We start from the raw sequence: 21,480 nt of genomic DNA, 5'->3' as shown, positions 1-21,480 counted from the left end.
ATTGCCACGTCGCTTTGCTCCTCGCAATGACGGTTGTATGACAATTAAATAACATTATGACAGAATTCTTTTTTGAATATATTTTTCCGTTAATTATCATCGCTCTAAAGGTGATGGCGATCACTATCCCTTTAATTTTATGTGTTGCGTATTTAACATATGCAGAACGTCGTGTTATTGGATTAATGCAGTTACGACGTGGACCGAATGTCGTTGGTCCGTTTGGATTACTTCAGCCTATTGCTGATGCGGTTAAGCTTTTATTCAAAGAACCGATAATTCCAACTAATGCCGATAAAATATTATTTATTTTAGCACCGATGATAACTTTTATATTAAGTTTAATCGGCTGGGCAGTTATACCTTTTGCAAAGGGCATAGTTCTTGCAGATATTAATGTTGGTGTTTTATATATTTTTGCTATATCCTCTTTAAGCGTTTACGGCATTATTATTGCCGGTTGGGCTAGTAACTCAAAATATGCATTCCTTGGTGCTATACGTTCCTCGGCCCAAATGATTTCTTATGAAGTATCTATGGGATTCGTTATTATTACTGTATTACTTACTACCGGTACTCTGAATTTAAGTGGGATTATTGAAGCACAAAGAACAATGCCGTGGTGGATTGATTTAATGCTACTACCTATGGGCATCGTGTTCTTTATCTCGGTACTTGCTGAAACAAATAGGTTACCTTTTGATTTACCTGAAGCAGAATCGGAATTAGTCGCAGGCTATAATGTTGAATATTCCTCTATGGGATTTGCTTTATTTTTCTTAGGTGAGTATGCTAATATGATATTAGTTAGTGCAATGACTACCACTTTCTTTTTAGGAGGTTATTTACCACCCTTTAATATATCATGGTTAGATTGTATTCCGGGATTCTTTTGGTTTGTATTTAAGGTTGGGTTCTTGTTGTTCTGCTTTTTATGGATTAGAGCGACGTTGCCAAGATATCGCTATGATCAATTAATGCGACTTGGTTGGAAAGTATTTTTACCTCTAACTTTATTTTGGGTAGTGTTAGCGTCAAGTGTACTTTTCTACACTGATAATTTGCCGCATGTTTGAAAGTTATTATTATAATTAATGTCTAGCTAAAACCGGTATTGTTGTATGGATCTATGTCATTCCTGCGTAGGGGGAATCCAGCATAAAACGAGCTTTTAATTCCAAAAGTTTGCTTTATCTATACTTTTTTCTAGATTCCCGCCTACGCGGGAATGACATAGAAGCTGCAACAAAGCCATAGATCGTTAATATATATATTTTTTTATGATAAACAATTTAAAATCATTTTTTCTATATGAGATAATAAGGGGAATGTCTTTGACCTTAAAGTATTTCTTTAAGCCCAAAGTTACCATAAATTATCCTTATGAAAAAAGCCCTGTTAGTCCTAGATTTAAGGGTGAGCATGCACTGCGTCGCTATGAAAACGGGGAAGAGCGTTGTATTGCTTGTAAGCTTTGCGAGGCGATTTGTCCGGCACAAGCAATAGTAATTGAAGCGGACGAACGAGAAGACGGCAGTAGGCGTACAACACGTTATGATATAGACATGACAAAATGCATTTATTGTGGGTTGTGTCAAGAAGCTTGCCCAGTAGATGCGATAGTTGAAGGTCCTAATTTTGAGTTTGCAAGCCTAACTCATAACGCACTTATTTATGATAAAGAAAGATTACTGCAAAATGGTGATAGATGGGAGCAGGCACTCGCTAGTAAACTACATAAGGATTATGAGTATAGGTAAATTACTATAGTACTGGATAGTTTTTACTCTATGTCATTCCTGCGCAAGCGGGAATCCAGAACAAAAAGTATAAACACAGCAAATTCTTGAAATTAAAAGCTTGTTTTATCTCGCTTTATGCTGGATTCCTGCTTTCGCAGGCATGACATAGTCGTTAATCCCTTGAAAATTCGAACTTTGCATTCGAAATTTCATAAACCTTTGTAATCCACTATAAGTATTGCTTTGCTTTTTTTTGACTTCTATTCTCTTAATTGTAAATAATTATAAAACAGATTTATAGTATGGTAGTTTGTTTTGTTACTACTATAGTTTTATTGATAACGCTCTCTATTACATTTAATATTCATTACATTATCCCTACCGGAATATACTAAAAAGAGGAGCTCATAAATATAGTACTTTAGAGCTAAAATCATATGATAAGGATTTATATTAATAATTAAAAGTCTTGCCTCCAAAAGAGCTAGAAAAACAGAGAATTAGTTATAAGAATGAATATATAGAAGTTACAAAGCACGTGCTGTAAGTACAATAATTAATTGTTCAATTTGAATTATAGTTAGTCTTATATTTTGTATTGTACATTAGAAGATTTATAAAAATACGCAAAATAATAATAGACCTCTCGCATAACGTAGCTAATAAGGAGGCATTTGAATGAGATACTTCACCTCGAACTGCAGCGTACACGTAAGTAACGTGAGAATTCGAGTACCGGATCGACGTACAAATTACCATTGCAAGTTAGGCAAGAAGTCTAATAATGAATCAAGTTGTAATGTCTGTGCAGATTTTATAGAACTTTCTAGATGAGAGGATAGAAGAACAATACCGCCGCTATTTGCTTTCATGACAATTAGATTATTTAATAAAGTCCTATTTTCTTTACTTAAGTTAGTTTCAACTTCATCAAGTAGCCATAAGTCAGATTGGCAAGCAATAAGCCTTGATATGGCTATGACTTTCTGTATCCCACTAGACAAACTATAGCATTTTTCATCTAATAAATCTTGTAATTTGAAGTAATGAATAGCGGCGTATAGCGTTTCGGCAGAATTATAAATTTCCGACCAAAATTTCAGATTTTCAAAAACAGTCATTTCGAGTTTTAGACCTAAATTATGACCGATATAAGTGCAGTAAGGTTTAGGGATATTGTGAATATTACTATTTTTATAGTAGATATTACCACTACTTGGTTGCATAATTCCTGCTATCATTCGCAGTAGTGAGCTTTTACCACAACCATTAGCTCCTTTTATATAGGTGATAGAAGAAGGGAGAAAAGTGATACATAGATCAAATAAATTTCTTTGTTCTATATTAAATTGTAATTGATGAAGTGATAACATGTCCATGTTATACCGTGGCTTGACCACGGTATCTAGTAAAATGATTAGTATTTTGAATTGCTTTTATGGATACTGTGGCTTGACCACGGTATGATATCTGTTGCTTTTCAATAAATTTAATTTTCATGATGCTCTTTTGGTGTAGCTCCAGTTAATTCTGTATTATCTTGTTGATTATTATGACCAATTCCAAGTTTGTTATGAGCATTTCTTAAAGCTTCTTTATGATCTGATGCTTAGGATTTACTACATGACTTTATATCTATGCCTGTTACTTTATTAGCTTCTTTTTCTATATAGAACTCACTTTTAAGTTCTATAATTAGAGTAGCATTTATATTTTTTGTAAGCAATTAAAATTTAACCAACAAATTCTCCGCCGATAAACTCAATACATTTAGAATAGGGCTCGGCATTAGACCAAAGTAAATAATTAATAATATTAAAGGAGCTATTGAGATTATTTCATATTTATATAAATCTCTGAAATGCATAAGTTCTTTATTGGTAATTTCACCAAGCATAATTTCTTTATATAATTTCAGCATATAAACTGCCCCAAGGATTATGCCGAGAGCTGCTACAAAAGTTGCTGCTACATTCACCTTATAAATCCCAAGCAAGCTTAAAAATTCTCCAATAAATCCGCTAGTACCGGGCAGGCCGACAGAGCCAAGCATTGCAATCATAAAAAATGTGGCAAGCATAGGCATTTTACTTGCTACACCGCCGTATTTAACTATTTCTTTAGTGTGCAATCTTTCGTACAAAGTGCCGACTATTAAGAATAGGCATGAGGAAATCACGCCATGGCTAAGCATCTGAAATATTGCTCCGCTAACCCCGGCTTCAGTAAAGCTAAAAATACCTATCGTAACATATCCCATATGTGCAATTGATGAATAGGCTATCATCTTCTTCATATCTTTTTGAGCAAGAGCAACAAGGGAAGCATATATTATAGCAATAACGCTAAGGTAAATTACGTAAATTGCAAATTCTTGTGATACACTTGGGAGTAGCGGTAGTAATACTCTTAAAAAACCGTAACCGCCAAGTTTTAGCAGAATACCGGCAAGAATAACCGAGCCGCTAGTTGGAGCTTGTACGTGTGCATCAGGTAGCCAAGTATGAACCGGAATCATAGGGATTTTAACGGCAAAGGCTATAAAGATAGCCCACCATAAAATTTGCTGAGCAAATAATGGAATATTATCAGTAAGTTCAGGCATATAAGTTAAATCAAAACTATGAATTTTACTGTAAATATAAATTAATGAAAGTAGGAAAAATACCGAGCCGAAGAAAGTATATAAGAAGAATTTCAGAGCCGCATATATTCTGTTCTCGCCACCCCATACGCCTATAATGATATACATCGGCACTAATATTGCTTCAAAAAAGAGATAGAATAATAATAAATTTACTGAGGTAAATGCTCCTATACAAAAAGATTCCATTAATAAAAAGCATACTAAATATTCTTTAATATATTTTTTAACAGTAAATAAGCTTCCGATTATACAAATAAGAGTAAGAAAAGAAGTTAGAGCCACAAAAAATATTGATATACCGTCAACACCAACATGAAATTCAAGCCCGATTTTATCAAGCCAAGCGTAGCGTTCAACAAATTGATAAGCAGGATTTGAGGAGTCAAACTCTATTAAAATATAGATAGTTGAGATGAATGTTAAAACAGAACTAAGCACCGCCACATACATTACATATATCGATTTATCCGTCTTTTTACTTTGACTAATAAACAGCAAAATATATATCACGCTTATTAGCGGCAGAAAAATACTGATAGATATAATAGGTAATTCTAACATTCTTTTAAGATTTTATAAGTTTTTAGTAGTATACATCATTCTTGCGTGGATCGAAAAAAACGCATTCGATGTCATACTGTGGCTTGACCACGGTATCCAAAAAAACAAAATAATTTAGTATTTTTAACTGGACCCCGCGATCAAGTCGCGGGGTGACAAGAGTATTGGATACCGTGGTCAAGCCACGGCATGACACTCAAAGCCTTTCCAAACAAAATAACTAATTGTTACAACAATAAATAATACTATATACAAAGCATAATTAAAAACATATCCCGTTTGTGTTTTACCGATAAGAATGCTAAAGCAATTAACAATTCGTGAAAAACCGTTCGGTCCAAAACGATCGATTATTTTTTGGTCACCAAGATAAAATAAATAGGCTAAACAGTTAGTAGGCTTAACAATTAAGAAATTATATATCTCGTCGAAGTAATATTTATTTCTTAGTATGTTGGAAATTAATCCAAGGGGTGTCATCCAGTGACTTGACCACGCGATCCAGTTGTTTTTATTTTTATTAGATCCCACTACAAGCTCGTGGGATGACAATGAAAATATCCAAATCCCAATAACAATCCCAATTATACCAACTGCCATAGGTAGTAGCTTAATATATAAAGGCGGGTGGCTAATTAGTAGTTTATAAATATGTAAATTAAATAGACTTTCATGGAAATAGCCGTTTGGTTTGTCCATAGAAAGTAAATAATAGCCGATCATACCGCTAAAAAAGCTCCCAGCGACAAGTAATATAAGAGGATTATTCATTATTTTAGCCGGTTCATGGGTATGCTCAAAAACATCTTTTTCTAGTTTAGTTTTACCATGAAATACCAACATAATAATCTTCATTGAATAAATAGCGGTAAGTATTGTTGCTGCTATTCCAAAAATAAACATAAACGAGCCGCTACTATACACTGCTTCTAAAATCGAATCTTTAGAGTAAAACCCTGCAAGCGGATAAATTCCTATTAATGCGAGTGAACCGATTAAGAAGTTTCCGTAAGTTACTGGCATTTTATTTCTTAAATCACCAATTTTAAAAATATCTTGCTCATGAACTGCGTGTATTACACTGCCGGCTGATAAAAATAATAAGGCTTTAAAAAATGCGTGAGTTACTAAGTGAAATATCCCGCTATTATAGGCAGATGCCCCGCAAGCCATAAACATATAACCAAGCTGACTGCAGGTAGAGTAAGCAATAATCTTTTTGATATCGCTTTGCATAATAGCAATGCTTGCGGCAAAAAGACAAGTAACGCCGCCTATTATTGTAATAAATTGTAGAACTAAAGGGCTATATTCAAACAAATGCGAGCAGCGTGCTACTAAGAATACTCCCGCTGTTACCATGGTTGCGGCGTGAATAAGTGCGGATACGGGAGTGGGTCCTTCCATCGCATCAGGAAGCCATACATGTAAACCGATTTGTGCAGATTTACCCATACAACTGATGAATAATAACAAGCAAATAATGTCTAGAATGGAAAAATGTAAAAATATTTTTGTATTAGATAGTAACTCTGCAGATGAAAATACATCTTTATAATTTGCCGAACCACAATAAACAATAATCGTTATTACGCTCAAGATAAAAGCAAAATCGCCGACTCTATTTGCAACAAAAGCTTTAATCGCTGCTTTATTGGCTGATTCTTTTGAATACCAAAATCCGATTAGTAAATATGAGCAAATCCCGACGCCCTCCCAGCCGAAAAATAATTGTAAGAAATTATCTGCTGATACTAGCATTAACATAAAAAAAGTGAATAAAGAAAGAAAAGACAAGAAACGTACAATTCCCTTATCCTCCGCCATATAGCCAAGCGAGTAAATATGCACGACGCTTGACACCCATGTTACGGCTATAAACATTATGCTAGTGAGCTGATCGATATAAATCGACCAAATTACTTTAAAATTTCCAACCTCAATCCATGGTAATAACTTAATATGGATTATATTCCTGCCTAAACCCGCATCGCAAAATATTATTAATGAGAATAAGGCAGATAATAATAAAAAACCGGTTGCAATTATTTGAGCTAATTTTTTATCGATTAACTTTAAGAATAACCCGTTTATTACGCTAGATGCAAGCGGTAACATGATGATCATTATGGAAAGGTTTTGATACATCTCACCCCCTCATCTGATTAATGTCAGTGATTTCAATTGAGCCTTTATTACGGAAATATATTAATAATATTGCAAGCCCTATTGAGGTTTCGGCAGCTGCTACAGTTAAGATTATAATACTAAAAATTTGTCCCGATAATTCTTGCATATATACGGAAAATGCAACAAAATTTATGTTAACTGCAAGCAGCATTAACTCAATGGACATTAATATATTGATAATATTTTTGCGATGCATAAATAGTCCAAACATCCCAATAGTAAAAACTAAGCTGCTTAAGATTAAATAATGATTGAGCGAAATATATTCATTCATATTTAATATTCTCGACACCTTTATTTAGAGTAGGCTTTGTCATCAATACAACATTACCTTTATTATGGGAGAGTTGTTTTGTAATATCTTGATTTTTTACTCCCTCACGTTTTTTTAGTGTTAACGTAATACATGCAATCATAGCGACAAATAAAATAAGCCCAGCCATTTGAAACGGTAGCATAAAGTTAGTGTAAAGCACGTTACCTATTGCTTTAGTATTTGATATATTATTTGTTATGGCAAATGATATATCTGAGCTAAAATTAATGTTTTTAGTACCAAGTAAAATAATTATTACTAAATCAGCAAACATAATTAAAGCTATAAAAATACTTAAAGCTAGATTTTTTTTTAACTGCGTTAGTGTCTTATTAGAATGCATATCTATCATCATTATCACAAATAAGAATAATACTGCTACAGCTCCAACATAAATCACTATAAGAATCATAGCTAAAAATTCTGCTCCAAGCAAAATCATAAGTCCTGCACCGTTGATAAATGTAAAAATTAACCATAATACCGAATATACGGAATTTTTGCTTAAAACAACGCATAAGCTACTAATAGTTATTAATGTTGCAAATAAATAAAAAAATATGGGCATAAGTTATTTTTGTGTTTTTGAGTATCGCTTGCATCGTTACCGATGTCATTCCTGCGTATGCGGGAATCTAGCATAAAGCGAGATTTTAATTTCAAAAATTTGTTGTATTTATAGTTTTTTCTGGATTCCCGCTTTCGCGGGAATGACATAACACATCAAACCAACAAAGCATTAGAAGAAAACTTCTCAATCATCGGAGTAAATAAGCTTCCTAGTTCTTTGCGTATTTCTTCTTTATCTTCTACTTTTTGACCTTCTTTACTTAAAATTAGTTCGCCTTTTTCTACATGACCCAGTACAGCCTCAATGATTGCTTTTTTATCATGTTTACCGTCCATATATCTAAGTGCAAACTTCTCAAAGAAATTAACGCCGATCGGTTCATGTTTCAAATTTGTGACCCACATAGAAGATGTATGGGTTGCTTGATGTATGACCATTTTTGTTGTTTTAGGCTTATCAAGCTCAGGGTGATTTCTATGTTTCTGATTTGTAATACTAATATAACCTTGTAGTACTAGCTTCATTGCATTATTTAAAAGCTCAGCTTTGATTTCGTTTAATTTAGTATTATGTAGCTTGTTATTGGCTTCAGCTGTTATTTTCTCAAAGCTTAACGGATTATTTAGATTTTCGCTGAAAGTATATAAAATAGCTTTCATATAAGGCGAACTAGTTGTTAAGTTAGAGTCTTTATTACCGTTTAAGAAGAATTTTAAATTTTCGGAAGCATTATTCAGGTCTACTTCTTTGAGTGGTTTTTCAGGCACTATATTAAAGATCATATTAAATTTCGTTATATCATCATTGTTAATATTTCTATTAATTTTCACATCACTATGACATAGTAAAGTGGTTCTAAAACGACGATTCGTAATGAAATCCATATATTGTTCAGTTCTAACTATATCATTCACCGCTTTTAACTGTTCTACTACTTTCGGAGGCATATTACCGAGATACATAGTCGAAAGATTACAATCGGCTAAATATTGTAAATTATGCTTTCTTGCTTCATTCATAAATTCATGGAAGTAGAATTGAGCATTTTCTTCTTCTAGATGATCATGACGTAAATAATGATCGGTTTGTTTAGCAAGTAGCCCTGATTCGGTTTTTAATACCTCTGCATAAGGAGTTTTAGAGTTTTCTAAGCTATCCTTAACAAATTCTAGTAACAATCTAGATTGAGCTATTCTATCACAGACATTTGCAAATGAGCTAGAATGATACATCATCATATCTCTGATAGTACGGACCATATTCCAGCCAGGGAGGGTATTATAGCTAATATATGCTATTCCATTTGAAGTAAGGTTTTTATTACAAACTTCAAAAATTTTATCCCTAACGGTTTTTGGTACCCAAGAAATTACTCCATGGCAAATTATATAATCAAACTTACCGAAAGAATCATCAATATCGGTTATTGAACAATGATGGAAGTCTATATTTTTTAATCCTAGTTCTTTAACATTTTTATTTGCTTCGTCAATTTGTACCTTAGACAAATCCACACCAACAAAATGAGCTTTTGGATAAAGAACTGCGTGTGGTATTAAATTACCGCCTGCTGCACAACCAAGCTCTAATATTTTTGCATTCTCGACTTCAGGAGCATTTACACCGAAAAGAGTTGCAAGTGTACTTAAGTGATAAGGAGTTGTAAGAGCATATGGGTAGCTTTCATACGGCACTTCATCATAAGTGTTATGATTTGAAACTGCACCATTCAGAACAGGCTTGTTAGTTTTTGTTGTCTTATCATGACCGTTAGAGGTAGAAGAAGAGTTAGTAGCTTTTGGGGACATATTTTTTCCTTATATAGTTGATTTTTGTATGTATCATAACGTCATTGCGAGGAGCGAAGCGACGTGGCAATCTTGTCAAATATCCTGAGATTGCTTCGTCAATTGTTAGGTAATTTCCTTGCAATGACGTTGACGATGCTTTCATATAAATATTTCACAGAATTATTAAAATGGCAATCTATAAGTAAATCCTACGCCAAATTCCCCAACGGCTATAGTTTTTTTGATAGGATTTGCCGGCACAAATTGTCCTGTTTTCATATCAAGCGTATCATAATTAATTCTTACTCTATATGCCGTTTGTAATTTTGCGGTTGTATCAATACTTAAATTTGAAGTTACATCTTGTGAAATGCCAAGACCTGCTTGCCAAGCAACGCAATTTTTATGAGTTCTTCTGACTTTAAAATAATCACCATTTATAACACTCCACCTAGAGGAGGTAGGCTTAACTTTTACTTGTGCTATTCCACCTCCAAGTATTACAAAAGGTGTGAAAGTTTTTATTTTTTCTAAATCATAAATAAGATTTAGCATATATATATTTGATAATACGGTAGTATTACCTGGGGTTTTATGAATAGTGAGACCATTACTTAAATTTTGCTGAGGTAATACGTAATGCAGACGATATTTAGGTTGATAAGTTGCTGAAAATTCAATAGCTATCTGTGGATATACTATATAGCCTATTTTCCCACTATACATACTTGATTTTTTTAAAATTATTTCTGTATTTGAGTGTTTATGTCGGAATTTACTAACGACCGGTTCAACTATTCCGCCTTCTGCTCCTATATAGAACCTTGTTTCTTTTGCAAAAGCAATGTTATTAAAAATGATGATAGTAATAAAAAATAATTTTAGTAATTTTATCATTATAATTGCTTAAAAAATAAAAAATATTATATATCTCCTTTATTAATGGTCAATCATATTTTTTCTAATTATGGAAGCAATTATACCAAACAGTAATAAAGTAATAGTTACAGTGAGCGAAACATATGCCGGAATTGCTATATAATGATGAATAAATATTTTAAAGCCGATAAATATTAAAATTAAAGCCACAGAATATTTTATATAACCGAAACGTTCTACAATTTCTGCTAAACAAAAGAATAATGCTCTAAGCCCTAAAATAGCAAAAATATTTGAAGTATAAATTATATAAACATCATTAGTAATTGCAAATATTGCCGGTATACTATCTATAGCAAAGACTAAATCTATTGCTTCTATCAGCATTAACGATATAAAAAGGGGAGTAAAATATAGTTTATTATTACGTTTAACAACAAATTTATCTCCTTCAAGATTAGGGGTAATATTTAGATTTTTTATTATTGACATGTAAATATAAGAATTTTGTATATCAAAAGTTTTATGTGATACATAGAAAGTTTTTATACCTGTAGCAATAAGTATTACGGCAAAAATATATAATAACCAGGCAAATTTATTTATAAGAATAATACTACCATAAATCATTATGGCTCTGAATATTATTACGCCTATTATACCAAAAAATAAAACACGATATTGATATTTCCCAGGAATTTTAAAAAATTGGAAAATAATAGAGATAACAAAAATATTATCAAGGGACATAGCTTTCTCAATGAGAAAGCAAGTATAATATTCACGAGCATGGTCTGCCCCTATATTATAGTAAACATAGATACCGAATAAACAAGCTATTACAAAATAGAAAAGACTAAAAAGTACGCTTTCTTTAAAGCTTACTACGGTATTTTTTTTGTGTACTATTCCCAAATCAAGAATCAGTAAAGTAGCGATTACCGTATAAAAAATAATCCAACTCATTTATCTATCTCTTCATTTTATATTGCATGTGGAAATATAGCCCACCACCAAACATAACTCTTAGCTGGAATCTTATAATATTTTCTCCTTGTTTTAAATAAGGTTTGATATTAATAGGATTGCTTGCACTAATAGGTTGATTATTAACTTTAGCTTGTAATGCTTGACCTTGGTCATGTCCATAGTTACAGTACCTTTTCTCATCTAGAGAATCAACGTCAGTAGGAAGACTAAGTAGCTTTGTGCCATTGACATATATTAATGTGCAATCATCATACCATAAATCTTCTACTCTAAAATACTCAATATCGTCAATTATCGCATCTAAAGTTACTTTGAATTCTACAGTATGTAATATTGTATTGTCCGGTTCATTTGTTGCATTTATAAATGCCCCATCCTTTGGAAATGCCATAATGCTCCCATGTTGTACCGGTTTTTTGTTTAAGATATAGTCACCTATTTTAGTTACCGGATTATAAGGGGTCTCAGGTAATTGACTTGATGGAAAATCGTTATAACTAACTTTTATAGGCAATCCTGTAGATTTTCTACATCCGACATTTGGACCTAAAGGTTCGAATTCAACAACTTTTCTATCAAAGTATGATAAACAATGGCGTTCTAAAGGTTTACTAGGATCAATAACTATCCAATTCGTCGGACATCTTCCTATTGCAAGTTCTCCTATATCGCTTTCATCCCATTCTGCATTACCGTGTGTGCTACCGGAAGGAGCATCAGCTGTGCTAGGAATTTTAGCACAAGTAGGTACTAATATAGGAGTACAAAGATCTAGCTCTTGCCAAGTTTTATCTCGTACATCCTCAGTCTCAGCTTTATATGTTGGCTCTGGAGGATGGTTTTCATCTACTGCTGTATATTTCACTGTATAATATTTAAAAGGATCATCTAATGGTACTAATGTTGGTCCTTTGTCAGGTCCTGGCTCGATTCTATCTTTATAATCCCTACTTAAAACACATACTGGAGTATTAGGGTTATTATTATTAGTATAGCAGTTACTTGGAATATTATTTATATTGCAAGCATAAATAGTAATACCTTCCACTGTTTCTTTTAGAGTACAGCTACTTGTATTTATATCTTTGCTGCATAAACCAAGGTTTGGATATTTAAGGCTATATGTATTTTTAAAATTCTTACAATTTATAGTATTGTTGTTGTGTAGTTTAGCAAGTACACAATTTATCGAGTCATTATTGTAACCGGGCATAGGTGATCCATCAGGTAAAGTAGGAATCGGCATAGGATTACAGTGTTGGAAATTTTTCGGCATCAAGCAGGCATGCGTTCCACCTTGGATATATTTACCGTTTACATATTCTAAATATTTTAAATATACCGCACTTGAGTCAGGTTTTCCATTACTATCATAAGGTGCTTTATCGTCTTTATATTTACCGTGAATAGTCAACTGATTTAGAGCATTCTCTCCTGAAAACGGCATAGCAATATATTTATCATTTGTCGGATCTTTTGGCGGATCTTTAGGTATAAACGCAACAGAAGAACTATACTTATAACCGGCAAGCATTACTATACTTTCTGTGTCCGTGGGATTGGGAGGTGGAGGTCCGGCGTATGCTAACGGTGTTACAAGAGTGCTTGTTTCATCTACAATGTTAATAGTCCCATCTGTTTGTTTTTCTCTTACTTGCAATGAAGCAATGAATTGCGGTTTATAATAAGCATCGTTGGCATTGTTATTAGTACAGGTAATTCCGGCATATTGTCTTGAACATTCATAAGTAGCTAGACTATAAGAATGATTTACTCTCTGTACGCAATCTATTAAATTACCGGACTCAAATAAGCAAATATTATTAGGATTTTGCTTATCGTCTTCGGTATTACTAATAGAGACATAAAGTTTTCTATCTTTACCGTTATTGTCTTTTAGGGTGACATCTGTCTTTATAGGTAGTAAGCTATTTGTATCTTGCCCTTGTATCTTAGGAAACTTTACGCTTACATCCTTAAATTCGCCTATATTAACTCCCCATACTTTTTGGCAGGTAGTTGAACTAGAACTTGGACAGTCCGGTATATCATCTATGTAATAATCGCTAGGTGTTTCTACATTTCCAATTTTCTGCGAATATACTATTCTAAATCCCTCATTACAACCGTTAGCCGTAACACTACATGGCGTAGCAATTTCTGTATTAATACATGGAGTGCCTACTGAAGTATTCTTACACGATTTAATTAAATCTTTAAAAGCCGTATTAGTATGAGTAATTTTTGCTGAAAGAAAATTTGTATTACGTGGTTCTACACAAGTCTTGAGATCAGAGGTAGAACTCGTGCACAGCGGAACAAGATTGCTAAAGCTAACACGTATGGTATTATTAATAATATTGTTGTTAACATTTGATACTACACAAGGCGGTACAGTTGAAGATTGTTTAAATACAGGTTTTCCTTTCTGAATATCCTCTGGGGTATTTTTTATGCTACATATATTATGAGCATTAGCATTAATACTAATATAATCTAAATTTGGGCAATATGGTGGTGGAAGAGGTCCTAAAGGTAATTGTACACAACCAAAAGAATAGCTATCTACAGAACCGTTTAATGATCCCAGTGCTTCAATAACTTTTATTACTAAACTCGGGAAAAAATTAAAAACCTCTCCTATTGCGTTAAGTATTGATTGAAGTACTTTTATAAATTCTGAATCTTGATCTATCATCCCAAGAAGCTGCCCTAATAAACTTGGTAAACTTGCGCCTTTTACCGTTTCAACTAAAAATTTTAATACTTTTGCAATAGGGCTAAGTTCGTTAGTTTGATGAAGAGGTTGACGATTAGGATTCCAGTCCATCGGATCAAGATGTACACCGGAATCTGAAACAAGGTTAACAAGCCCAGGGTCGCTATAAGCACAAAGTTTAGGAGATTTTAAAGTAACTATTTTTCCGTCTACACCGATTATCTTATTATCAGTTTCTGTATAACCGACTTTATTGAGATGTACTCCATCAGTATAACCTGGATCTGCAGGGGAAGGTGTGGCGTTTATTCCGGGAGGTGGAGGCATATCCGGTACGGCAACTCTAGCACAGACTCTAGTTAGAGGCAGACCGTAACCTGTAGGCCATAATACACATTCTCCATCCCAATTTAAAGTAGAGTTTTGGTGCCAACAAGCTGCGGCATTACAGCTTTGAACTCTAATACGAATTTTTGGAGTAAAGTAACTACTATCAGGGGCTTCTTCCGCACATCTATTGAGTAAAAAACCGATAAATGTACCTGGGTAATCAAATTTTAATAAACAAGTATCATTATTGCGACCGTCGCTTTTATTCCAAGGAGGACATAATGTACCTGGCTTAAAAGGTCCTCTTGTCACTTCATTTTTGCTGCCTCTATTCCAAGTTTCCATTCTATCGCTTTGTCCGCAATTACATGGATCGCTAAGACAATCGGCTATATCACCCCAAATAGATGCCTGTACATTAAATGAGAAAAATGAAAACAAGAAAAATAGTAAATATTTTTTTAACACTTTGAGTATTCTTTATGTTCGTTGTTTTGTTGTCATTGTGAGAAGGCATTGCCCGTATGGACCAATTTTCCGTCATTGCGCGCGACTGTAAGGAGCGTGGCAATCTCATGAAATTAAAACTAGATTGCAACAAAGCTTCGCTCCTCGCAATGACGATTTGGGTATCCACGCATGCAATACCACCTCAAATGACAATGGTTTTAGTAGTTATTCGCATCAGTCTGTATTTAACTCATTATATAGGTAATTAATCCAATTATCCGGAGGACCTTGGTGTTGTTCAAGTATTTTTTTATAAATATCCATTTCCTCTTGTCTGCTTGATAAAATACGGACAATTCCTATTAAAGCGGCAATACTTAATTCAGAAGCTATCGATTCATTATCCTTATTAATTAAGAACATTCTTGCAGAAAGTATTAGCTGTGATAATTTTCGTATTTCCGCCTCGCTTAAACCTAAAATTTTATCTAAATCTTCTATTTTAACGTCAGACGGTAGAATAATTTTAGTATTAATTAAATCAAGCCAAGGTTTTATAGTATATTTTGGATATGACTTAAGATAAATAAAATTGAAATTACTGACGAAAACACCGTTATTTTGAGATAAAGTATTATAGATTAAATTGATATTATCATAATAAACTTCAGGTCTGTAAAGTTTATCCAAATTATCGGCAGCAAATATTTTAGGTTGTGTGCCAACTAGGCTTAAATGATAAGTAAAAGCATAAATTACTGCTGCACTAATACTTTGGTGTTTCTTTAAATTATTATTAAATTGTTCTAAAAATTTTCTCTCTGTTGGGTAAAATTGTTTAGAAAACGGCTCATCAGACAGTTTATATAAATTGAACCCTATAACTTTCCCTTCTTCAATGTTAAGAGATGGTCCGTCAAATAATCCGAAATATAATTGTCCTTTGGTAAAAACTTTAAGTTTATCAAGTATTTGTATTCCTCCTTCCTCCTTAAAATCCTCTAATTTTAAAATATCGGAAAAAATACGTTTTTCTTTTTCAATTGATAAAATTTTATTTTTTAATTTCTCTAAAAAGGATATTTCTATTTCGCTAAGAGGTGAAATATAATGACCGCTGATTAATTTTAAAAATTCTAAAATAAAGGCTTGCGATTTTTCTGTATCATCTACTAAAAATGGATTGATAATTTGTTTGTCTGGTTCTAACCATTTGCCTTCTATTGATTCAATAAAAATTTTAGAATCATTATTATTAGAGATATAAATGATTGTTGGATCGTATTTAGTCGATTCTGATATTAGAAAGTTCAATAATACAGTTTTGCCGGTTTTTTCCGTACCAAAGATGCAAGTATTACCTTTATTTGTTTTATCATGAAAATTCATGAAATATGGAGTACCTTTCTCGGTTCGCAGTAAAGTTATAGCCTTACCCCAAGGATTATATTGATTACCGAGTGTAGTATTATGAAGAGCGGTAAGAGAAGCAATATATTCTACGGGTAATGGTGACATTCTACGGATAAAGGCAAAATTAGCAGGTAATTGCGACCAAAATATTTGTTCAATATTAAGATCTTCTTTTACATGAATAATACCAAGTTTAAAAAGTTCGGTTGATGCTTTAGCTACAGCTGCATCTAGTTTATTTTCATCTTCTTCTATAACGGCAATTGAAATTTGCTGATTACAAAATTGCAAATCTAAATTAGCTGCATCAAGCTTATTAATCCCTTTATGATTAAGTAAAATTGAGTCATTAGTAATTTTTAGAATATAATCTTGACCACACAATTTGGATATTACTTGTTTTTTGCTAACAAAGTAAAATATTTCAGTTATTATTAATTCAATCGGTAATTGTAAAAATTTATCCAGTGTATTAGAAGGAGTTTCTTGATATTCTTTTATAGATAGTAAAGAAGCAAATTTGTTCTTTTCCTTATAATCCGTAACTACCATTTTATCGCCGCTAATTGTATAAATACTTCTACCTAGTGCATCGGATAAATCTATTATAGGTACCAAACAATCATTATTATTAAGGTTAGCTATTCGATTATATAAAAATAAAGGATTAGAAAAAACATTATCATTTTCAAATATTATACCAAGTTTCTCAGCACCGAATTCGTTTAAATCGTTTAAAATATTATTAGTGATATTTTCTAGTTTTTGAAAAGCTGAATCTAAGTAGTTATTTTCAAAATCAGTAATTAATTTATTAGATAAAGAATTTATTAAAGAGTTAAAATTTTTGATGTCAACTTTAGCAGAATCATGTACTATAGATATATATAAAGTATTAACGAATTTATCATTCCAATGGTTTTTTCTTTGCCATAGTGCATGAATATTTGCTGGTAATAATTTTTTGTAAGGAGTGGAATCATCTAAATTTTGTTTTTCTCTTATTGTATGTAGCCAAAAAGCAAAATCATAATCGGTTATATTCTTTTTTATAGAAACTCTAACCATTTCACGTAAATTTTGTATGTTATCGCTTATTTTCTCTGAATTAATGCCGTGTATTTTTATAATTTGTAGTAATTTACCATCTTTGGTAAGTAAAGTATTTTCATTATAATGACATGCTATAGGTATAAAATTAGGAGCATTATAATTATATATATCTTTGTCAAATTTTCGTAAATCACTAAACACAAATAACCTGAATTTAAATTATCGTTTTGTATACTGTGTCACCCTGTGGCTTGACCACGGTATCCAGCAAAAAACTTACAATACTAATTTTTAGTATTATAAACTGGATCCCGTGGTCACAAGCCACGGGGTGACAACGAAAAAATCAACCCACACGCAACCGCATCTTCTACCATACAGAGCCAATTTTTCAAATTATTTAAGATATACTCGAATAAATGAATAGTAAGTAGGCAAGTATATCACAAAACTTTACCTTATTATTTACATTTAATAAACAATTATTCACTATATGTAGTGATTTTTTGTAACCCTCCCATGTAATTTATTAAAACATCAGGTATAGTTATTGAGCCATCTTCATTTTGATAATTTTCAAGTATTGCAACCATAGTTCTTCCTATAGGTAATCCTGAAGCATTTAAAGTATGGACTAAGGTAGTTTCGTTACTGCCGAATTCCTTATATCTTGCTTTCATTCTACGTGCTTGAAAATCCCCACAATTAGAACAGCTAGCAATTTCACGATATTGCTTTTGTCCCGGAAGCCACACTTCTATATCATAGGTTTTTTTTGCCGCAAATCCCATATCTCCGGTGCACAGTAACATAACACGATAAGGAAGATTCAGTTTTTGTAAAATAGTCTCTGATGCATTAGTTATATATTCATGCTCATTTTTTGATTCTTCCGGAGTAGTAATAGATACTAGCTCAACTTTACCGAACTGATGTAATCTAATCATACCTTTTGTATCTCTACCGCTACTACCTGCTTCTGATCTAAAGCACGGGGTGTAAGCAACATAACGCATCGGTAATTTTTCCCTTGGTATAATAGTATCGGCGACTATATTTACTAAAGGTACTTCGGCGGTTGGAATTAGTCTGTAACCATTTGTTGTTGCAAAAGACTCTTCAGTAAATTTAGGTAGTTGTCCTGAATTATACATAGCATTATCTCGAACTAATACTGGAGGCGATATCTCAAAGAAGTTAAACTCCTTAGTATGCACATCAATCATAAAGTTAATTAAAGCACGTTCTAACTTTGCTAAATCACCTTTTAACGTTACAAATCTAGCCCCAGAAATTTTAGCAGTTTGTTCAAAATCCATTAAATTTAATTTTGTACCTAGTTCAAAATGCTGTTTATTTAAAGTATTTGGATTTGTCTCTCCGTAAGTACGAACTAATTTATTCATACTTTCATCTATTCCGTAAGGTACTTCTTCGTCCGGAATATTAGGAAGCATATTTAATAGCTCATTTAATTCGTTATTATTATTTAGATCCTGTTCAAGTTCTTCCAATTTCTCATTTATATGTTTGACATCTCTTTGTAGCCCTTCAAACTCTTCGCCGCTTTTAGAGGCCATATTACCTAAAATTTTTGATTTTACCTTACGTGCATGCTGAAATTCTTGAATTAAACTCGTAATTTTTCTTTTCTCTTCGTCGAGCATAGCAATTTTACTAGACATAGGTTCAATAAATCTTTGGCTAAGCTTTTCATTGAATAATTCTTGATTTTCTCTAATCCATTTGATATTTAACATTTAGTGTCCTCGATTTTTCTATAAAATTACATATCATTATTGAAGTTTCATATAATAAAAGTAGCGGTATTGCAAGAGCAAACTGGCTTAAAATGTCAGGAGGCGTTAATATTCCTGCAATAATAAAGTTAATTACCACGGCAATGCGTCTTTTTTGCTTAAGTGTTTGTACCTTAACTATTTTGAGTATATTTAATATTATTATCACAATCGGCAGTTGAAAAGCAACTCCAAAAGCAATAATTAAATGAATAACTAAATTTAGATACTCGCTAATTCTTGCTTCTAAAACTATCGGTACTATCATATCACGTTTTTCAAAACTAAGAAAAAAATTCCAAGCTTTTGGCATTACAAAGTAAAAAACAAAAATACTACCACACCAAAATAAAATAGGCGACATAAAAAGAATAAAAGCGATAATTTTTTTTTCATGGTGATATAACCCTGGGTTGATAAATAAATAACACTCCAAAGCAATTATAGGTATAATAATAGTAAAAGCAGTAAAAGCTGCAAGTTTAATATAGGTAAAAAATGCTTCTGTAAGCCCTGTATAAATTATATTGCGTACCGTATCACCGCTTAGCTTAGCAAGCGGTTTTAATAAAAAACTATAAATATAGTCGCTAAAATAATAGCAAATAGCAAATATAATTATAAAAGCAGTAAATATTCTAAGCAGTCTTATTTTTAATTCTAATAAATGTTCTTGAAAACTATATAATTTCATAAAAATTCTGACTCTTCATTGCGCAGAAGTATATATATATCAATATTATAAACCTTTTTTAATAATTGTCATATCTTTTTAGAAATATTCACAAAGTCTAGTTTCTTTTTATATATTTTATAAAATATCGGTATAAATAACATGCTAAACAGAGTATTACCTAAAAAGAATACAGACCAAGTAAGATATTTTGCACAAATACCGCCAAGGCTAGCTAGAATAATACGGCTAAGAGAGCTAAAAGATGCAAGAATAGAATATTGTGTGGCAACAAATTCGCTATTACAAAGACTAGCAAAATAGATAGAGATAATAGTTCCTGCAAAGCCTGCACAAAAATTTTGTACTGTAACGGTTATGATAAATGTCCTTATATCATAGCCGATGGTCGCAAGAATCATAAACATAAGAGGTGACAATAATTGAATAACTCCACCAATTAAGACACTATGAAATATACCTATTTTTGTAGCTAAAACTCCGCCTAAAGTTCCTCCGACTATCATGATTAGTAACCCGTAAGCTTTGTAAATAACGGCAATTTCATGAGTAGTAAAACTTAAATCTATAAATAAAGGCGAACTCATAGCCATCGGTATGGAATCTGCAGCTTTATATAAAAAGACAAACAATATAATTAGCAATAAATATTGTTGTTCATTTTTTAAAGATATAATACTTTTTTTAATAACTTCAAAATATTGTTTTAATCCTATTAAATTATTAGCCGTATGACGTTTTTCTTTAGGTTTCGGTTCTTTGATACATAAGATTACTATAGGTCCAACTATAGTAATGAATAAAGCAAATTTATATACTGTATTCCAGCCGAAAATAATTGATGAATATAAAGCACCGACGCTGCCAAGTAACATACCTAAACGAAACCCTATGCTACTAAAGGTAAAAGCCATTGAAAGCTCTTCTTTAGATATAGGTCTCTCAATTCTATATGCGTCAAGTACAATATCTTGCGTAGAACTGCAGAATGAAATAATAAATAAGATAATTGCAGTAATATATAAGTTATTACAAGGGCGTATGTTTAAGAACCCCGTCATCGCTAGGATTAAAAATATCTGTGATACCAATGCCCAGCCACGCCTGTGACCGAATTTAGAACATAAAAAAGGTATAGAGTATTTATCTATAAAAGGTGACCATATGACCTTTAAGCAATACGGAAAAGCAGCTAGTGATATCGAACCTATTATATCAGTGGTGTATTTTGCTTCGGATAATTGGTATGGAACCGTGAAAAAAATTAAATTAAACGTAAGACCGGAAATTAAGCCTAAAAGTAAAATACCGATTAAATATAATTTTTTGTACACAG

General features: G+C 32.4%; 15 protein-coding genes. 2 read left to right on the top strand and 13 right to left on the bottom strand.

Going from position 1 to position 21,480, the window contains the following annotated elements; genetic code table 11:
- Positions 1-56: 56 nt before the first annotated feature.
- Together nuoH and nuoI are read left to right on the top strand one after the other, a co-directional pair.
- On the top strand, positions 57-1,076 hold the full coding sequence (nuoH, locus tag A452_RS0105955; protein WP_014412272.1) for an NADH-quinone oxidoreductase subunit NuoH: 1,020 nt from the start codon (positions 57-59) through the stop codon (positions 1,074-1,076).
- 204 nt (positions 1,077-1,280) lie between these two features.
- Positions 1,281-1,760, top strand: a complete 480-nt coding sequence (gene nuoI, locus A452_RS0105950; protein WP_014412273.1) for an NADH-quinone oxidoreductase subunit NuoI — start codon at positions 1,281-1,283, stop codon at positions 1,758-1,760.
- A gap of 734 nt (positions 1,761-2,494) precedes the next feature.
- Here the strand turns inward: nuoI and ccmA are convergent.
- The 13 genes from ccmA to A452_RS0105880 form a co-directional block, all read right to left on the bottom strand.
- Positions 2,495-3,121: a heme ABC exporter ATP-binding protein CcmA gene (ccmA, locus tag A452_RS0105945; RefSeq protein WP_014412274.1), complete on the bottom strand. Its 627-nt coding sequence runs from the start codon at positions 3,119-3,121 to the stop codon at positions 2,495-2,497.
- Positions 3,122-3,468: 347 nt separating this feature from the next.
- Positions 3,469-4,950 (bottom strand): NADH-quinone oxidoreductase subunit M, encoded by a 1,482-nt coding sequence (locus A452_RS0105935; RefSeq protein ID WP_014412276.1) that lies wholly within the window; start codon positions 4,948-4,950, stop codon positions 3,469-3,471.
- Between the two features lie 177 nt (positions 4,951-5,127).
- Positions 5,128-7,068 (bottom strand): NADH-quinone oxidoreductase subunit L, encoded by a 1,941-nt coding sequence (gene nuoL, locus A452_RS0105930; RefSeq protein WP_014412277.1) that lies wholly within the window; start codon positions 7,066-7,068, stop codon positions 5,128-5,130.
- Positions 7,069-7,099: 31 nt separating this feature from the next.
- Positions 7,100-7,414 (bottom strand): NADH-quinone oxidoreductase subunit NuoK, encoded by a 315-nt coding sequence (gene nuoK / locus A452_RS0105925; protein ID WP_010421133.1) that lies wholly within the window; start codon positions 7,412-7,414, stop codon positions 7,100-7,102.
- Positions 7,407-8,024, bottom strand: a complete 618-nt coding sequence (locus A452_RS0105920) for an NADH-quinone oxidoreductase subunit J (RefSeq protein WP_014412278.1) — start codon at positions 8,022-8,024, stop codon at positions 7,407-7,409. Before A452_RS0105920 ends, nuoK begins: the two co-directional genes overlap by 8 nt.
- A gap of 155 nt (positions 8,025-8,179) precedes the next feature.
- Positions 8,180-9,835, bottom strand: coding sequence for a methyltransferase regulatory domain-containing protein (locus A452_RS0105915; RefSeq protein WP_014412279.1), 1,656 nt, complete (start codon positions 9,833-9,835; stop codon positions 8,180-8,182).
- Positions 9,836-10,000: 165 nt separating this feature from the next.
- A complete protein-coding gene (locus A452_RS0105910; RefSeq protein ID WP_014412280.1) occupies positions 10,001-10,714 on the bottom strand; it encodes an outer membrane protein in 714 nt (237 codons plus the stop codon).
- 42 nt (positions 10,715-10,756) lie between these two features.
- Positions 10,757-11,662 (bottom strand): TerC/Alx family metal homeostasis membrane protein, encoded by a 906-nt coding sequence (locus tag A452_RS0105905; RefSeq protein WP_014412281.1) that lies wholly within the window; start codon positions 11,660-11,662, stop codon positions 10,757-10,759.
- A 4-nt stretch (positions 11,663-11,666) separates the two neighbouring features.
- Entirely contained in the window at positions 11,667-15,203 is a 3,537-nt protein-coding gene (locus A452_RS0105900) for a hypothetical protein (protein WP_014412282.1), read from the bottom strand.
- A 216-nt stretch (positions 15,204-15,419) separates the two neighbouring features.
- Positions 15,420-17,852: a VirB4 family type IV secretion/conjugal transfer ATPase gene (locus tag A452_RS0105895; RefSeq protein ID WP_014412283.1), complete on the bottom strand. Its 2,433-nt coding sequence runs from the start codon at positions 17,850-17,852 to the stop codon at positions 15,420-15,422.
- Positions 17,853-18,133: 281 nt separating this feature from the next.
- Positions 18,134-19,411, bottom strand: a complete 1,278-nt coding sequence (gene serS / locus A452_RS0105890; protein WP_014412284.1) for a serine--tRNA ligase — start codon at positions 19,409-19,411, stop codon at positions 18,134-18,136.
- On the bottom strand, positions 19,389-20,144 hold the full coding sequence (tatC, locus tag A452_RS0105885) for a twin-arginine translocase subunit TatC (protein ID WP_014412285.1): 756 nt from the start codon (positions 20,142-20,144) through the stop codon (positions 19,389-19,391). The genes serS and tatC overlap by 23 nt, the downstream gene beginning before the upstream one ends.
- A 68-nt stretch (positions 20,145-20,212) precedes the next feature.
- Positions 20,213-21,478, bottom strand: a complete 1,266-nt coding sequence (locus A452_RS0105880) for an MFS transporter (RefSeq protein ID WP_025999593.1) — start codon at positions 21,476-21,478, stop codon at positions 20,213-20,215.
- Between the last annotated feature and the right edge of the window lie 2 nt (positions 21,479-21,480).

Source organism: Rickettsia australis str. Phillips, assembly GCF_000273745.1.
In the GTDB taxonomy this organism is placed as follows: Bacteria; Pseudomonadota; Alphaproteobacteria; order Rickettsiales; family Rickettsiaceae; genus Rickettsia; species Rickettsia australis.
Note: the sequence above shows the minus strand (reverse complement) of the source record. Positions and strands in the feature narration are given on the sequence as shown.

Excerpts from the sequence above, each read along its gene's own strand:
- A452_RS0105920 (WP_014412278.1), bottom strand. The coding sequence starts at position 8,024 with ATGCCCATATTTTTTTATTTATTTGCAACATTAATAACTATTAGTAGC.
- A452_RS0105910 (WP_014412280.1), bottom strand. The coding sequence starts at position 10,714 with ATGATAAAATTACTAAAATTATTTTTTATTACTATCATCATTTTTAAT.
- A452_RS0105915 (WP_014412279.1), bottom strand. The coding sequence starts at position 9,835 with ATGTCCCCAAAAGCTACTAACTCTTCTTCTACCTCTAACGGTCATGAT.
- tatC (WP_014412285.1), bottom strand. The coding sequence starts at position 20,144 with ATGAAATTATATAGTTTTCAAGAACATTTATTAGAATTAAAAATAAGA.
- A452_RS0105935 (WP_014412276.1), bottom strand. The coding sequence starts at position 4,950 with ATGTTAGAATTACCTATTATATCTATCAGTATTTTTCTGCCGCTAATA.
- serS (WP_014412284.1), bottom strand. The coding sequence starts at position 19,411 with ATGTTAAATATCAAATGGATTAGAGAAAATCAAGAATTATTCAATGAA.
- ccmA (WP_014412274.1), bottom strand. The coding sequence starts at position 3,121 with ATGGACATGTTATCACTTCATCAATTACAATTTAATATAGAACAAAGA.
- A452_RS0105905 (WP_014412281.1), bottom strand. The coding sequence starts at position 11,662 with ATGAGTTGGATTATTTTTTATACGGTAATCGCTACTTTACTGATTCTT.
- nuoK (WP_010421133.1), bottom strand. The coding sequence starts at position 7,414 with ATGAATGAATATATTTCGCTCAATCATTATTTAATCTTAAGCAGCTTA.
- nuoH (WP_014412272.1), top strand. The coding sequence starts at position 57 with ATGACAGAATTCTTTTTTGAATATATTTTTCCGTTAATTATCATCGCT.
- nuoL (WP_014412277.1), bottom strand. The coding sequence starts at position 7,068 with ATGTTACCGCTTGCATCTAGCGTAATAAACGGGTTATTCTTAAAGTTA.
- nuoI (WP_014412273.1), top strand. The coding sequence starts at position 1,281 with ATGATAAACAATTTAAAATCATTTTTTCTATATGAGATAATAAGGGGA.